This is a genomic window from Bacteroides intestinalis, assembly GCF_003464595.1.
GTDB lineage: Bacteria > Bacteroidota > Bacteroidia > Bacteroidales > Bacteroidaceae > Bacteroides > Bacteroides intestinalis_A.
This window is the reverse complement of sequence record NZ_QRZF01000003.1, coordinates 183,486-199,614: the sequence shown is the minus strand read 5'-3', so window position 1 is coordinate 199,614 and position 16,129 is coordinate 183,486. Positions and strand designations below refer to the sequence as shown.

Sequence of the window (16,129 nt, the reverse complement as noted above, 5' to 3'; positions counted from 1 at the left end):
AGCACACTAAACAAACGAGTTACTATTTATCTCGAACTTACCGACAGGCCCCTGAAAGGAGTTCAAACAGTTGCTTCCGTTTTACCGGCTTAGGCAAGAAAGCATTACATCCGGCATCCATAGCACTGGCACGGTCAGTATCGAAAGCATTCGCTGTAAGTGCTACAATCGGGATGTCACTATTGAACTCCCGAATCTTCCGAGTAGCTACCAAACCGTCCATGACAGGCATTTTCAAATCCATAAGCACGAAATCAAACTTCCCATTGCGAATCTCCTCAACAGCCTCTACACCATTGGTCACCCGTAACAAGTCGTAATCCTTAAGAATACTCCGCACTAACAAGAAATTGCTGTCGTTATCTTCAGCCACCAGAATTCTGAGTTTCCTGTCACTGTCTTCGCTAAACACCGGACGACGGTTTGGAAGAGTTGTTTCCGGGAAACCTACGTCTCCATGCTGAAAAATCTCACACGGAACCCATGCCCAAAAGGTCGATCCAATCCCCTGTTCAGAAGTGAATCCGATCTCTCCACCCGCAGCTTCAACAATTGCCCGGGAGATTGCCAATCCAAGTCCTGTACCTTGAACAAATTCATTCAACTTCTGGAAACGACCGAAAACCCGATCCTGTAGTTCTTTAGGGATACCCGTCCCCGTATCCTCCACATAAAACCGAATTCCGTCTTTTTCAACCGAGTATCCCATTCTGATATATCCCGATCTGGTATATTTTACCGCATTAGTCAGGAAGTTCATCCATACCTGCTTAAGCCGGTTACTGTCGAGGAAAATCCAACATTCCGGACAAGGATTATCTTGGACCAACTCCACGTCAGCGTTCGGAATCTTCGACCGCATCATCACATAGAGTTCATTGCACAGTTGTGTCAGGTTAAACCGTTCACGTTTCCGATCAATAATTCCCGACTCAATCTTCGAAAGATCCAGAATGTCATTGATAAGTCGCAACAACAAATCATTGTTGGACTCGATGATATGCCAATACTCCTTCTTTTCATCCGGGTCGTCACTGTCGACCAGCAATTCGGAGAACCCTACAATGGCATTCAGTGGCGTACGTATTTCATGACTCATATTGGCCAGAAATGCCGACTTCAACCGGTCGGAGAGCTCGGCCTTATCTTTCATCTCTTTCAGTTCCTGAGCCATTTTTTCCCACTTCGTATTGTTGAAAGCGATACCGGTATAGCGAATGACGTTTCCCTTCTTGTCACGTTCAGACGGAAGCCCGGTAACAATCAGTGTCTGCCAATCCTGATCCCATTTGGTACGGGAACGATACTGAAGCGAGAACTCCTTATACTGCCCGGCAGACATGCCGACCATATTTTCACGAACACGTTCCGTATCCTCAGGATGGGCAGCTTTCAAATAATCCTCAGGCATAATTGCTTTTTCGGGATTAAAATCATTCACCGGATCATTGAATGACCGATATTGCCGGGTCTTCACATCGTAATCCCAATAGGACATACCCACAGTTTTGAAAGTCAGTTCCATCTTGTAGTTCCGTTCTTTAAGCTCCTCGTTCAATTGATGGAGTTTGGAAATATTCTGTCTAAAGCCGGTATAACGGATAACATCTCCGCTCGCTCCAAATTCGAAAGGAACGCCCGTAATATTGCAATATTGCCATGTATTATCATACCTGGTCTGAATACGGCAGGTGAGATTTATATTCATATTCCGCCCCAACAGCATAGATTGCAGCGCATCATTGACCAAAGACCTGTCTTCGGGATGAATCACATTCAAGTACTCTTCCAAAGATACCAACTTGTCAGAAGCATAATCGTTTACCGGATCATTGTAAGCTTCGAATGTTTGCATCTGCACATTAAAATCCCAGTGAACTATATCGTTGACCTTCATGGCCAGTTCACGCTTAACTAAAAGATCTTGTGTCTTTTTTGCCATCCGGAGCTTTTCAGTTACATCCAGCAAGGTACCTACAATCTGCAATTTACCAAAATGCTCGGTCGAAAGCCGCATACGGCTCTCATAATGCCGGAATTCTCCTTCCTGTTCATTGAAAACACGTACTGTGAGCTGCCCCTGCAGGACTTCTTTGTTTATCAGCCGGGAAAATAGTTCCCTTAACGGAACGCAGTCCTGCGGATGAAGCATCGGTAACAATTGCTCCAAGGACATACCACTTTTGAAAACAGAGTTTCCATGCAAGATCCCGAACTCCATTTTGTACACGTCGTATACCCATGAGGACATATTCGCAGCCTCCATCGCCATCTCCAGGTTTTTCTTACTTTCTTCAGTCCGATACTCCGCCTCTTTGGTAGAAGTCACATCATTGGTGAGCAATATATGACCTACGATAGTCCCCTGCTTATTGATTATCGGAACAATCTTGACCTCGTAGATAATGGTATCTTTATTGGAAGTATGGAAATACTCTTTATTCATCCGGTCGAAATCATATTCAAATTCAAGTACAATGTCGTCTCCGGATTGAATTCTCGCTAAAAGCGCCTCGTCCACATAAGGACTTTCAAACAGATTGACTTTGTTGATTACCGCATCGAGCTTAACACCATACATAAGCCGTGCCCGTTCGTTTAAGCAACGGAGTATACCTGACGCATCGTAAATTTCCACACCCATCGGCAGACGGGCGAACACGCTATCTGTCAAGAAAATCTGCTCATCTAACAATGCCAGCATCTCTTTTTCAAAAGATGTACTATCTCCATTGCAAGTTTGTGTTTCCAGTCGTTCCATTTATCAGTTTTTGTAGTTAGCGAATAATGTGAATTGTACGCCGGTATTCTGTCGGAGACATACCCGTATGCCGGCGAAAAAAGCGACTTAGCGACGATTGGTTTGAAAACCCCGTCTGCCGCACAATGTCTTTTATATCAAGATTAGCGTCTCGAAGCAGTGCCTTCACCTCCAGTACAACATGATCTGCAAGTAACTCGCGGGCCGACTGACCATTTACCTCCTGAATAACTCGGGTCAGATATTGAGGAGTTATGCACAGCTTGTCCGCATAAAATGCCATTTCTTTATGTTGCTTATAGTGTTCATAGACCAGCATTGCAAACCGGAAAGCAATATTCTCCTTATTAGAGTTCAAGGGGATAGAAACTCCCTCCCGGCTTACGGTCTTGCGGAAATGAACGTAGAAATCCCAATAAAAGATACGCAACAAGTGCAATATGGTTTCCCGCCGGAAAGCGGGATCGTCAGAACTGTTCCGAAAATCAATTGCACGACAGAAGCCAAGAAATCTCTGAACTTCACCCCGAGTCAACCGAACCTGGAAATTCTTCCGCATATAAAAGAAAAAATCAGGAGTAATCTTCCCCAGGCTACTCATGGTATCCAAGAACATCGTTTTATCTATTTTGAAAAAAGTCATAGAGAAATCGGGACTTACCTCACGGATTAATACTGACTGTAACGGCAAAACTGTCACCAGGTCGTTTTTAGATATCTGGCGGCTGACTGAAAAAACCTCTATTACAGCCGTTCCACCTGTGCAAACTCCACCAAACCCTTCTGCCAAATACGCTTCATGTTCATCTACAGGAAGGGCAGAGAGATCGGTATATATATAAAAATTGCCATCCATCTGAAATGTCGTGGTTAAAATGAATAACAAAGATACTAATTTATACCCAAGCAAATTTCAGGATGCAAGATATAGAACGCGAATAGCAAATTTCGGTGCCAACAAAAAGAATAGCAACGATGCAAAGAAGTAATCGCCACAATGCAAGAAACTAATTCTCAGAATGCACATTTTTATTCTTACAACAGTTGTTGTAAGATAGAATTATATTTATTGTAAGAAAGTAACACAGTTGTTGTAAGATTCAATAACAGTTATAGTATGAATAGTTTTATGCATCTTCGAGAATAGATTCTTGCATTCCGGGAGTTAGTTTATCGCATGTTGAGGATTGGTTTATCACACCAAAGAAATTACGGGAATAATCACTCATTTTCATCATTTCGTCATAAGAAACAGTATGGTTCGTCTACAAACTCTCTAAGGAAGAATTATTAAACTTACCTTTGTAACCGAAATCAAGATGATAGAAATATAAAGATTAGTAACAAAGAAAACCAAAATGATGAAGAAGATTTTAGTTTTAATACTATGTGTATTAGTTTATAGCGCATTGTTTGCTCAATCCAATGAAGACAAGAAAACCGTATTTCAATTGAGCTTTGTCCCACCCCTGAGTACCAATGGAGCCTATTCGCATCAGTATACGAATACTGTTTCACTCAACTTACTTGTAGGTATTTCCAGAAACGAGGAGGCATTTACCTGGGGAGGTATCTCAAACATTATTCTGAATGATGCCAAAGGTTTCCAAATGGCAGGACTTTCAAACTATATAGGAAATGACGGACAGGGAGTGCAGTCTGCAGGACTGGCTAATATAAATAAGAATAAGTTCAGTGGTTTCCAGATGGCAGGATTGGCAAATACAGCTTCTGCAATGACCGGGTTCCAATTCGCCGGATTAGTCAATATTGCAAAAGAAGTAAACGGTTTGCAGGTTGCCGGATTAGTCAACATTGCAAAAGAGGTCAATGGCGTACAATTTGCCGGACTGGTCAATATAGCGGATAAGAGTGACTGCCCCATCGGATTAATCAACATCATTAAAAATGGTGAGATGGGGGTTGCCGTCACTTATGATGCACTGGGAAGTACAGTAGCCACATTCCGTTCGGGAGGCAGATACACTTATGGCATTATAGGCGTTGGATATAACCATAAAACTGAGAATAACTCATTGGTGGCTGAAGGTGGATTCGGTGCTCATATTCCTGTTACCTCCTGGTTCAGGATTAACAATGAACTTAAAGCCTCAACCATCGGAAACGATTCGGATGAACCTGTTTTGAATACTGGATACTCACTCATTCCGTCCTTCAGAATCGGGAAGCACATTGAGCTATTCGGAGGGGTAGGCATAAACTACATGATGACCAAAGATATAAGCAACAGCAAAATATTCCCGAACCATTCCTTATGGAAAAAGACTGGGTCTACCAAACTGCAACAACTGTATATCGGATACCAGTTTGGTGTACAATATATATTCTGATAGTTCAATTCAATACTCTTTATACTCAATATCCCCTGAATCTACATTTTGACTGTAGATTTAGGGGATTTACAAAAAAAGGACTATATTTGCCCCGAATTCTAAAAGCAACTATTTTGGGCACAATTCTTAAATTTGTTATTGCTTAATAATTAGCCTCACAAACCACAGGCTAATTTCTTTCGTTTGAATAATTCTTATTCAGACAGGTTTTTCATTTTATCATTTTTAGTATTAACTACATTGTCTCTGCAAGGCAATTGTAATTTGCTATTCAGACTTTTAGCAGGTTTTGCAGCAACCGTCTGAAAGTTATGGATGCGCTGAATGCGAATGGAGAATTTCGTAAAGAACATTAAGCAAGACATAGAAGTAGAAATCCAAAGAATTGAGCAACAAGATATTGATATCCTTGATAAGATAAAGCAAATAGTCGGCTTCATACAGACTTCACTCGCCCGACTAAAAGCAACCATTGCGGACTATCAGTTTATTAATCCCGAGGAGGAGATTCTTTTCTTTAAAGTCCGGAAACCGCAAATATCCGGTCTACTGATATTTTATATCCGTCTGTATCAGATTGAAAGGAATCGGATCGGGAAATCACCGTCAGCTCAATATAAATACCTGAAGGAGGAATATGAAAGTCTGAAGAATATCTCTTCGGACAAGAATTTCTATAACTATTATCAAGCCGGTAAAACAGACTCAGATCATCTGTATTTCATGAGAAAGCATTATGATATCCTTTCAGATGTTCACTGCCACTCGTTGGACAGAGATACTTCTTTTTCCACTTTGCATGATTCCAGCGTAGCAGAGATCTTAGCAAATAAGAAATTCACTCATTATCTCTCCACGGAGATTGATGCGTTATCGGAGAAACTACACCTAAAGTTCACCTCTATCATAGAAAGCAAACTATTGCAATGGACGGAAAGTAAGGTTTCATTGGTAGAATTCATTTATGCACTATATGCCGGAAAATGCTTTAATAATGGTAACACGAACCTGAAAGAAATCGCTTTCTGCTGCGAAACTCTTTTTGATATTGAGATTGGTGATTTCTACCGGATATTTCTTGAAATCAGGAACAGGAAGAAAAGCAGGACACAATTTCTGGATAAACTGAAAGAGAAAATAACCCAAATGATGGACGAACTTGACAGGTAAACAAAGAATATTTCATAGCGTCTTGTGACATCTTGTGAATTATGTAAATGGCTAATATCCAACTTTGCCGGAAAATTACTTAACCCGCAAAGAAAGATAATAGTTTATTTATGGAGACAACAATTACATGGGAAGTAAAGGTGAAGAATACCCCTTTATTAATTAAGAAATGCAGTCACTGCGATAGTGACCGATTTTATTGTAGCGACAAGTTCAGGATGAATGCTCAAAAGAAGAACATAGATGTATGGTTGATTTACAGATGCGTGAAGTGTGACAACACTTGCAACCTCACTTTGTTATCACGCAGTAAACCGGATTTGATTGACAAGACATTATTCCATAGTTTTTCAATGAATGATAAGGACACAGCCTGGAAGTATGCTTTTTCTACTGAAATGGAGAGAAAGAATAACCTGAGGCTGGATTATGGTAGTGTAGAATACGAAGTTATTCCTAATACCTCATTGGAAGATTTGCTGAATCTATCCAATGAGGTTATCAAAATCCACATCAAGTGCGAGCTTGAGTTTGATCTCAAATTATCATCATTAATCAGAAGGCGCTTCTCACTCTCTGCCAATCAGGTGAAACGTATGTTCGAAGATGGTATCATTACGATTTCAAGCAATAAACCACCTCAGAAGCATAAAGTGAAAGATGGAGATATGATTCTGATACAAAGAGAGGGATTAAGTAAGTCTATCAACCGTTCCATTCATGATATAAGGTAAGGACTGACGTATCTTCTCAACAGGCCAGTTCCACCATTGTATCTGTTGCAGCTTGGCGATTGTCTCTGCCTCAAATCGCATCCGTATTTTCTTGGCAGGTGTTCCTCCTACTATGGTGTAGGGAGGAACATCTTTAGTTACTACTGCCCGGGCTGCGATGACAGATCCATCTCCTATATGCACGCCTGCCATAATAACAGCTTCATAGCCTATCCAGACATCATTGCCTATAATGATATCACCTTTATTAGCCCATGCTGAGGCTACATTTTTCTTATCCAATCCCCATTCTTCAAAGAACAAGGGGAATGTGTAGTTGGACAAGGATTTCAATGTATGGTTGGCACTGTTAAAAAGAAACTTTGCCCCACAGGCAATAGAACAGAATTTGCCGATTATCAGGCGGTCTTGGTTGATAGGATAATGATAGAGGACATTATTCTTCTCAAATTGAGCCGGATCATTTACAAAGTCATTGTATATGGTATAATCACCAACTATGATATTCGGATTGTTGATAATGGTATTCAAATAGATAGTCTGATAATCATTGGTACGCGGATATGTTTTCGTATTCATTGTAATTACTTCTTTTTGTATGTTTAGTATTTTAATATCTTGTGACGGAAACGGTCACAATCAAGTTGGGCAACAGACTTAGCTGTTGCCCTATTATACTAAACGAAGCTATTTACAAAGTTGCCATTTCATGATGATTAAAGACTATGGTTCATATCACATAGCAAAGATAGTAATTATTTCACTTCAAATTTTCCTTGTAACTTTATATCTTGTGAAGAACTTCCCACCATTACAGCAAACGTACCCGGTTCTACTACGAAATGATTATCCTTATTCCATAATCCCAACTCTTGCGGGGTAAGCACGAAATCAATCACTTTTTCTTCGCCCGGTTCCAGATGGATACGTTCGAAGCCACGCAATACTTTTACATATGTAGTCACAGAACTCATCTCGTCATGCAGATAAAGCTGAACGACTTCATCTCCGGCTACTTTTCCTGTATTCTTCACTTTACAACTCAACTTCACACTACCTTGTACACCAATGACCGGATTCTCTATCTTTAAATCACTATAAGCAAAAGTAGTATAACTCAAACCATATCCGAAGGGATAAAGCGTACCGGTAACACGTACAAAACCTTTTGAATCGGAACCCGGTTTAAAAGGAAAAGCAAAAGGTATCTGCCCTACCGAACGGGGAAAGGTTACCGCCAATTTACCACCCGGATTATAATCACCGAAAAGTACTTGTGCCACAGCATCTCCCATAAATTCTCCCGGGAACCAAGCATGTACAATACCCGGAATATAACGCTCAGCCCAGTTGATGGTGGCGGCACGTCCGTCTACCAGTAACAAGATCACAGGTTTGCCCGTTGCGTATACAGCTTGCAATAGTTTTTCCTGTCGTCCGCACAAATCCAGATTGGTACGGGAATATTCCTCACGCACTGTCTTCTCATTTCCTCCCAGTACCATGATGGCTACGTCCGATTCCTTTGCCAAGGCTACAGCCTCATCCATCATAGCCTGTTCTTCCTGATCCAATGGCACTTCGTAAAGCTCACTCTCCGGAAAATATTTATCAATAATGTCTGTTCCTTTTGCATAGCGAACCTCTGCATCAGGCAAATACTCTTTTATTCCCTGATATACCGTCTTTATCGGAGCATTAGCCGGACCATAGCGACAAATCAGGTTCTGCACTTCATTCGCATTAGGACCAATCACTGCTACTTTCTTCAAATCTTTGGAGAGTGGCAGGATATTATTCTCATTCTTCAATAAAACGATAGATTCTAAAGCCGCTCTCATGGATACTGCCTGATGTTCCTTGCTATGCACCACCTTTTCAGGATGTTTGGCATCTCCCTTATAAGGATTATCAAACAACCCCATCCCAAACTTTACCCGCAACACATCTGCTACACGACTATCAATCGTCTGCATGGAAACCTTTCCTTCACTAATAGCCTGCCGAAGCGGACGAATGAAGTTCTCGGGCAAAGTAAAGTTAGTACGCACATTCAGTCCCGCATTTACTACCTGGGCAGCTCCATCTACAGCATCGGCAGCCACCTGATGCTTGGAATAAAGAAATTCTACCGCTTCACTGTCAGACACTACATAGCCTTTAAAGCCCCATTCGTGGCGAAGTATTTCAGTAAGGAAATGATAGCTTCCGGTAATCGGTTCACCATCATAGTCATTATACGAACTCATGACTCCCAATGCTCCGGCTTCACAGAAAGCCTTGCGGAAAGGTTCGATATAAAGAGTCCGCATCTCGCGCGGTGCTACGTGTGGATCGGTACGGGTACCGGCATCACGCCCACCAACAGGGATACTATATACTGCAAAGTGTTTGGGAGTGGCAACCAGCCCTTCTTGCTGAAGTCCTTTAATCATCCGTTTTCCAAGCTCTCCCACCAGAAAAGGATCTTCTCCATAACATTCTACTACACGTCCCCAACGCGGATCTTGTGCAATATCCAGAATAGGAGAATAAATATTAGTATAACCTAATGCTTTTGCTTCTTCAGCGGTGACCTGAGCTATTTCACTGATCAGTTCCTTATTCCAAGTAGCCCCCTGTCCGCATTGGGCAGGGAACATGGTGGCCCGGTCATGGCAAAGTCCGCGAATTCCTTCATTGGTAAAATCAACAGGTATTCCCAGACGGGTCTGCTCCACAAACCATCGCTGAATGGTCTGCCGATTTTCTACACTATTTACATAAGGATATGATAAAGAAGAACCGAAACGTCCCAAGCCATTGGCCTGTTCATCTATATTGGCTATACCGTCCTTCCAGATTTCATCTTTCCACTTCTCAGTAGGAAGAGAATCTTTCAGTACACGGCCGGACCCGTACAAGGTAGCCATCTGGCAAGTTTTCTCCTCCAAGGTCATCTGCGACAGCAGGTCTTGTACTCTTGCCTCTATCGGTTCCGAAGGATCTTCGTAGATATCCTTCACACCGTTCTTGTTAAAATCAATCCAGCCTTTCTTATATATACCGGGATTATTACCCGCATACACACCCGCACAAAGCGATACAGCAATACATAAAGCGATTCTTCTTTTCATAGCATCTTTTTAGTTTTCCATTTCAAATATTAGTTCTCCACCCTTCATCAAGTCGAAATGAGAGAATCTCGGTTCCGCCAAATCCTCACCATTCAACTTCATGGAGCGAATATACTTATTTTCCACACTATTATTCTTCGCTTGGATTACAAAATCTTTCCCATTACTCAAATGAATAGTCACTTTATCGAATATCGGACGGCCAATTTCATAAACCGGACGGCCCGGACAGAACGAATAGAATCCCATAGCACTCAATGCATACCAAGCAGACATTTGTCCAACATCCTCGTTTCCGGAAAGCCCGTTAGGATCATTATGGTAGAGTGTATGAAGAATATGGTCTACTAAAGCCTGTGTCTTGCGAGGTGCACCGGCATAATTATAAAGGTATGGAATATGATGACTTGGCTCATTGCCATGTGCATACTGGCCAATCATTCCGGTAACATCGGCAGCGGCGTTCGGATCACCCGTCAGTTCGGAACTTGTAGTAAACAGCGTATCCAGATGGGCCTCGAAAGATTTCCGGCCTCCAACCAGTTCCATCAGTCCTTCTACGTCCTGCGGCACAAACCATGCCCATTGCCATGCATTTCCCTCTACGTAATTACTGGGACGTTGCACGGATGCCGGATCAAAAGGAGTAATCCAACTGCCATCGCTCAGACGTCCCCGCATCAGTTTAGTTTCCGGATCAAAGTAGTTCCGATAGTTCCTGGAAAGCTCCATATATTTATCATAAAGGTCTTTACGATTATGCTCCTTCATCATCTGGGCTATCAGCCAGTCATTATAAGCAAATTCCAGCCCTTGTGAAACAGAACCACCTACCTTATCGCAAGGAATATATCCCAGTTCATTCTTATATTTAATGGATACAGGCATCAGTTTCCCATTCAGAATCTGGCGATCCATCATCGGCGTAACACCCGTAGTATCATATACCGATGAACGTATACACGCTTCCAGTGCCTTCTTTACATCAAAATCGCATTGTTTCTTCATCATAGCATCGGCTATGACAGAAACGGCGTGGTAACCGATCATAGTACCGGTTTCATTAGAAGCCAGTTCCCATTTAGGCAAGATGCCACCTTCATCATACTTACGAAGCAGCGAACGAATGAAAGCCTGATTCTGCTCCGGTGTAACAATAGTGTAGAGAGGATGAGCTGCACGGAAAGTATCCCAGAGAGAGAACACCGTATAATTTGTATAAGAAGCATCCTGTTTAATCTCATGTCCCATTGTACGGTAACGTCCGTCTACATCGGATGCCAGGCTCGGCTGGATAAATGCGTGATACAGTGAAGTATAAAATACAGTACGGCTATCGTTGTCCGAAGTTTCGATATCAATCTTTCCAAGGGCTTCATTCCAGGTAGTATTCGCCTGTTTCATGACACCTTCAAAGTCCCAATTGGGGATTTCGGCCTCTACATTCAATCGGGCACCCTCTTCATCCACACTTGAGATACCTACCTTTGCCAATACACGTCCGTCAGCAGGGAGATTTCTAAAACTCATCACTGCCTTAGCGGTATTGACTGTTACAGATGTACTATCCGACTGATACTCAGTACCCGAATACAATTTATAATCAAACGGACTGGAAAACACTGCATAGAAATATACATAGTGACGCTTAGCCCAACCAACAGTATATTTCATTCCTGCTATGGTAGAATCATTCACCACACGAATCTGAGTAACAGGATGCTGATGACCATGAATGGTAGGTTCCATATCCACAATCAGACGGGCATCACTTGCCTTAGGGTAAGTATACCGATGCAGGCCTGCACGCAAAGTAGCGGTCAGTTCCACATTGATAGAATCATCCTGCAACAGTACTTGATAATAGCCCGGCCGGGCACTCTCTTGTTCATGCGAGAAACGAGAACGATAGCCTTCATCCGGGTTTTCTGCTGTCCCGGCAATCAAAGGTTTCTCGCCGACTACGGGCATAAAGAGTATATCGCCATAATCTCCAATACCCGTTCCACTAAGATGGGTATGGGTAAAGCCCATGATGGAAGTATCGTCGTAATAATAGCCGGAACAGGCATCCCAGCCAAAGAGACGGGTATCCGGACTCAACTGTACCATTCCATGGGGTAAAGTTGCACCAGGGAAGGTGTGGCCATGTCCACCAGTCCCTATAAATACATTCACGCTATCGGTATACTCCTTGGGGAGGTCCTGTTCTGCACAGGAAAACAATCCGATTCCTGAGGCCAACAACAGCATGCAGAGTTTATTCTTCATAAAATTATATGTTTATGTTTTTGTTATAAAAGCAAATATTTATATGTTAACAATCAGTCGTTACTTGATACGTGTAAGATTCCAATTAGCTTCAACCTTCATAGCCTTCCCTTTCATACGGATAATCAGTGGATAACAAGGCTTTACTGCTACATCTCCCGCACCTGGTCCATCTTTAACGGTTGGATTGGCCGGTATTCCCGAAGCCTCGCCCAATACCACTTCCACCACTTCTCCCTCAGGAATATCGAATTGTACGGAAGCAGAAGAAGTGCGGCAAGTAAAACCAGATTTATGAGGATAGGAGAAAGTATTATGAATCCGTTCGTGTACCTCGCTGCCTGTCAATGTAGTTGCTGTCGGCTGTCCATCCATAATCGGTTTTTCATTGAACAGGATGACATATTCGTATAAATGAGAAGAATCGGATGTACAAGTATATACATCTTGCAAATGTGTACCTTTTAAGTCCAGGCTCCGTTTCATCCTGACTCCGGGATAAGCTGTAGTGGTTTCTGCCTCAGCATATCCTCCGTCAGAACGGGGATTGAATTTCAAAAGTTTACCCACACTCCTTTTCTGATCCTTAGCATCCACAGTCACCGTATTGTGCGAAAGAGTACGCTTATACCATTTCAAATAATCCGGAACTCCATAACCGGAAGTTCCGAAGTCAGATACCAGCTCATTCTTACCATCATGAATCGTAATGGAAAGTTTATCCGGATGACCGTGTCCGATACCTTCTCCACCAAATTTCAATACAACGGTGCGTGCATCACTACGTAATAAGCAGAAACCGGAAGTATCAAACGAATAACTCTTCTGTAACAGACTCTCTCCGGATGCTTTTATCAACTGGTTACTTAGCAAAGCTTCGGGATCCAGTCTCTTTTTCTGAACATAAGTCAGTTCCAGTACACGCTTCAGGAAAGGATCGTTATACCGGGCATTTGCTACCTCATACAAAGCTGATTGAGACAGAAGATTAGCCCCATACCATCCATCACTATGTGCAGGGAAAGATAAATCTGGATATGTACCCTTTACCGGTTCCACAAACATATCGTGCAAATCCTTATCAAACAGTTTTATCCCCCGGCATTTTACTGCATTAGCAGTGAACAGCAAGGCTTCCAACGGATAATAATGATAATGGGGAGACCCCTCATTTATCCAGCCATCGTTATTTTTATGTTTTTCAATCAGATAGTGGTAGCCATACTTATCCTTATTGATTGCTACATTAACAATAGAGTCATTTTCCAAAGCAATGCCTAAGGCAGCCAATCCACTATTATGCCACATCTGCCAGTTAGCCCCGGCCGGACGATGCAACAATAAAGTAGCGGCAGGTTGCAGATATCCTTCTTCTATCGCTTTGACCTCCTCATTTGATAAAACTGGTTTAACAGCCATATAGGCCATTGCCACTTTAGTAGCCCAGTTAGCCTCATCCAGACTCTGAGCAAATGCTTTCCCACTATGTTGATCAGTAGCTTTCCTGCCTGAGTTATGCTCGAACCAACCGGCATACTTACCTGCATAATCCAATAACATGGTACGGATATAATCAGCATATTGTTGTTTTCCGGTGGCCAGATAAAGGTACATACACTGATACATGTAATCTCTGTTCAGCATGTGTACTTCATAAATCCACGCCCAGTCATAACGATTGTTTCCAATCCACTCTTTATCGCAAGCCGAGCAATATTGTGCCAAAGGCTTATCCCAACGGAAAGTAAATTGCAGATTATGTACCGGACAGAAGTAATCATGAAAATGTCCTCCTTCTTCTTTAGGCACTTCCAACGGATGCTTACGTCTTTCTTTCACTTTCTGTTCCAAATCGGCTATGATTTTCTTTCCCCACTGTGATTTTGCCGATGAGCGAATAGCAGCAACATCTTCATCAGAAAAGAAATAAAAACCTTCGTTGCCTTTCTTAGCTATAATTGACCAATCGCCGGAATAATAAGCTTGATTCAACAAACGGAGCTTGGCAGCATCGCCCTGACGGATAAACAGATTCTCCAGATCTTTGTATAAGTAGAATTGCAACCAGTAACCACGGTTATATTTCTCGCGTGTGGTTGAAGCTTGCATCCATTTAGCATACCACAAAGGTTCTACTCCATATTGGCGTGCCACCTGAACGGCTTGCCCGGCATTCTTCCAGATATCTTCAGACATCCGTTTGCCTAAAGCAACATAATCATTATAAGTAAACTTGGAAATATCAATCACCTCACAGGCATCGTCAATACCCAGTTCTTTAAAGTCAATCACGGTCTCCATCTTTGTATCACCATCGAGGTCATATTCAATATGATCGAAGAAACCATTATTGTCACGATCGCTATAAAGTACTGTAGCAAACTGTTTCGGATCGCGGAAGCCCATCCACATACGGTCCCATCCCTGGAAGTATTCCGCATTCTGATCAATACGCCAAACTCCGGTTTCTGCCCCATATAGGTGCAGGCGACCGTCAAAACGACTGATATAGAGTTGAGCATTACCCGAATTATCCATGTCCCACTCACCGCGGTCACCGGCAGCATCACTCTGTTTGTTGTTGTCGATACCACCCTTATTCCATCCTACCTTAAACGGATCTTTGGGATCATAGAACTCTACACGTTCCCAACGGCTGCAATCATCATCTTCATCATAGATAAAGTTGATACGGTTCCACTTGCCACGCTGGAAGATCAGTTCCTGGACACTGTCATGATCCGGATATATTAATTCCGTCAGTTGACGATAACGGGGGTCCATAAAGAATTTATCAGCCTCGGGCATTCCACGCAGGTTTCTGATAGGGTGAACCTGATCCATATAATCAAAACCTTCGCCTTGGAAACCGATAGTGAAATCAAAGTCAAACTCATTACCAGTGGCATTGTCGTTATCAATATCCACAGAGAGCGAAACCCAGTCTATCCGTCCTTCTACCTGACGATTCACATAACTGTTAGAGGGAGCATTCGGATCATGAATTTTCGGAGAATCCAATAAACGAATAGCCATTTCTGTCCTATTGTCTTTATCCGGATCATAGAACAAGAAGGGATTCTCCCAGTTCAAGCGCAAATCCTTCATATCATACGTAGAAGTATGTATCTTCATGAAAGCAGACTGACCACTATAGTCCTCATAGAAATCGGACAAACCGCTACGATCCCAACATTGAAGAGTAAAGTTATTCCAATTGATATAGTTGAAAACATTATCATGGTCCAGATCGAGCATTATCATATAATGTCCGTTAGGCCATACTTCCCCTGTACGTTCTTTCGGGTATTCAATGACAATCTGCATATCTGCTTTTCCATCTCCGTCTGTATCTACCCAGTCGATGATCAAGTCTCCCTGACCTCCGTAAATACCATCCCGATTACGGTCAATCAATAGGCAGTCGTTTACCATATCACCTTCCAGGTCACCTTCCTTCATATTGCCGTCATCGTCCAGCCACAGGATAGGGATATTATTGTGGGTAACGGACTTTATGGCATCCGGCTTGCCGTCTCCGTTCAGATCCAGGTACTCCGGTTTATAACCAACCGGTGGAGGAGGGAGACGCAATGGGGTTAATTGGGTACGTATGTTCCAATACTCTTTGGGAGATTCTTGAGCCCGACTATTTTGGGGTAATCCAGTAAACAGGAACAATGCGGCACAAGCTATTCTAAATAAATTCTTTCTGTTTTTCAT

The 16,129-nt window shown here is 42.4% G+C and carries 9 protein-coding genes; 3 read left to right on the top strand and 6 right to left on the bottom strand.

The window, feature by feature from the left end; all coding sequences use genetic code 11:
- Positions 1-37: 37 nt before the first annotated feature.
- Positions 38-2,761 (bottom strand): ATP-binding protein, encoded by a 2,724-nt coding sequence (locus DWW10_RS05535; RefSeq protein ID WP_118421494.1) that lies wholly within the window; start codon positions 2,759-2,761, stop codon positions 38-40.
- Between the two features lie 16 nt (positions 2,762-2,777).
- Positions 2,778-3,617 (bottom strand): AraC family transcriptional regulator, encoded by an 840-nt coding sequence (locus DWW10_RS05530; RefSeq protein ID WP_007219784.1) that lies wholly within the window; start codon positions 3,615-3,617, stop codon positions 2,778-2,780.
- Positions 3,618-4,119: 502 nt separating this feature from the next.
- Between DWW10_RS05530 and DWW10_RS05525 the strand changes: the two genes are divergently transcribed.
- From DWW10_RS05525 to DWW10_RS05515, 3 genes are all read left to right on the top strand, one after another.
- Positions 4,120-5,112 (top strand): hypothetical protein, encoded by a 993-nt coding sequence (locus DWW10_RS05525; protein WP_118421493.1) that lies wholly within the window; start codon positions 4,120-4,122, stop codon positions 5,110-5,112.
- 333 nt (positions 5,113-5,445) lie between these two features.
- Positions 5,446-6,285 carry an RteC domain-containing protein gene (locus tag DWW10_RS05520; protein ID WP_022393545.1) on the top strand — a complete coding sequence of 280 codons (840 nt, stop codon included), beginning with the start codon at positions 5,446-5,448 and terminating at the stop codon, positions 6,283-6,285.
- 110 nt (positions 6,286-6,395) lie between these two features.
- Positions 6,396-7,019: a DUF1062 domain-containing protein gene (locus DWW10_RS05515; protein ID WP_118421492.1), complete on the top strand. Its 624-nt coding sequence runs from the start codon at positions 6,396-6,398 to the stop codon at positions 7,017-7,019.
- On the opposite strand, the gene DWW10_RS05510 is transcribed toward DWW10_RS05515, so the two are convergent.
- From DWW10_RS05510 to DWW10_RS05495, 4 genes are all read right to left on the bottom strand, one after another.
- Positions 6,978-7,598, bottom strand: a complete 621-nt coding sequence (locus DWW10_RS05510; protein WP_118421491.1) for a CatB-related O-acetyltransferase — start codon at positions 7,596-7,598, stop codon at positions 6,978-6,980. The genes DWW10_RS05515 and DWW10_RS05510 overlap by 42 nt on opposite strands.
- Positions 7,599-7,774: 176 nt before the next feature.
- Positions 7,775-10,135, bottom strand: a complete 2,361-nt coding sequence (locus DWW10_RS05505; RefSeq protein WP_118421490.1) for a glycoside hydrolase family 3 N-terminal domain-containing protein — start codon at positions 10,133-10,135, stop codon at positions 7,775-7,777.
- Positions 10,136-10,144: 9 nt separating this feature from the next.
- On the bottom strand, positions 10,145-12,406 hold the full coding sequence (locus tag DWW10_RS05500) for a GH92 family glycosyl hydrolase (protein ID WP_022391892.1): 2,262 nt from the start codon (positions 12,404-12,406) through the stop codon (positions 10,145-10,147).
- A gap of 60 nt (positions 12,407-12,466) precedes the next feature.
- A complete protein-coding gene (locus DWW10_RS05495; protein WP_118421489.1) occupies positions 12,467-16,129 on the bottom strand; it encodes a heparinase II/III domain-containing protein in 3,663 nt (1,220 codons plus the stop codon).

Bases quoted from the DNA above. Each gene is read 5' to 3' on its own strand.
- DWW10_RS05535 (WP_118421494.1), bottom strand. From the start codon at position 2,761: ATGGAACGACTGGAAACACAAACTTGCAATGGAGATAGTACATCTTTT.
- DWW10_RS05530 (WP_007219784.1), bottom strand. From the start codon at position 3,617: ATGGATGGCAATTTTTATATATATACCGATCTCTCTGCCCTTCCTGTA.
- DWW10_RS05525 (WP_118421493.1), top strand. From the start codon at position 4,120: ATGATGAAGAAGATTTTAGTTTTAATACTATGTGTATTAGTTTATAGC.
- DWW10_RS05520 (WP_022393545.1), top strand. From the start codon at position 5,446: ATGGAGAATTTCGTAAAGAACATTAAGCAAGACATAGAAGTAGAAATC.
- DWW10_RS05515 (WP_118421492.1), top strand. From the start codon at position 6,396: ATGGAGACAACAATTACATGGGAAGTAAAGGTGAAGAATACCCCTTTA.
- DWW10_RS05510 (WP_118421491.1), bottom strand. From the start codon at position 7,598: ATGAATACGAAAACATATCCGCGTACCAATGATTATCAGACTATCTAT.
- DWW10_RS05505 (WP_118421490.1), bottom strand. From the start codon at position 10,135: ATGAAAAGAAGAATCGCTTTATGTATTGCTGTATCGCTTTGTGCGGGT.
- DWW10_RS05500 (WP_022391892.1), bottom strand. From the start codon at position 12,406: ATGAAGAATAAACTCTGCATGCTGTTGTTGGCCTCAGGAATCGGATTG.
- DWW10_RS05495 (WP_118421489.1), bottom strand. From the start codon at position 16,129: ATGAAAAACAGAAAGAATTTATTTAGAATAGCTTGTGCCGCATTGTTC.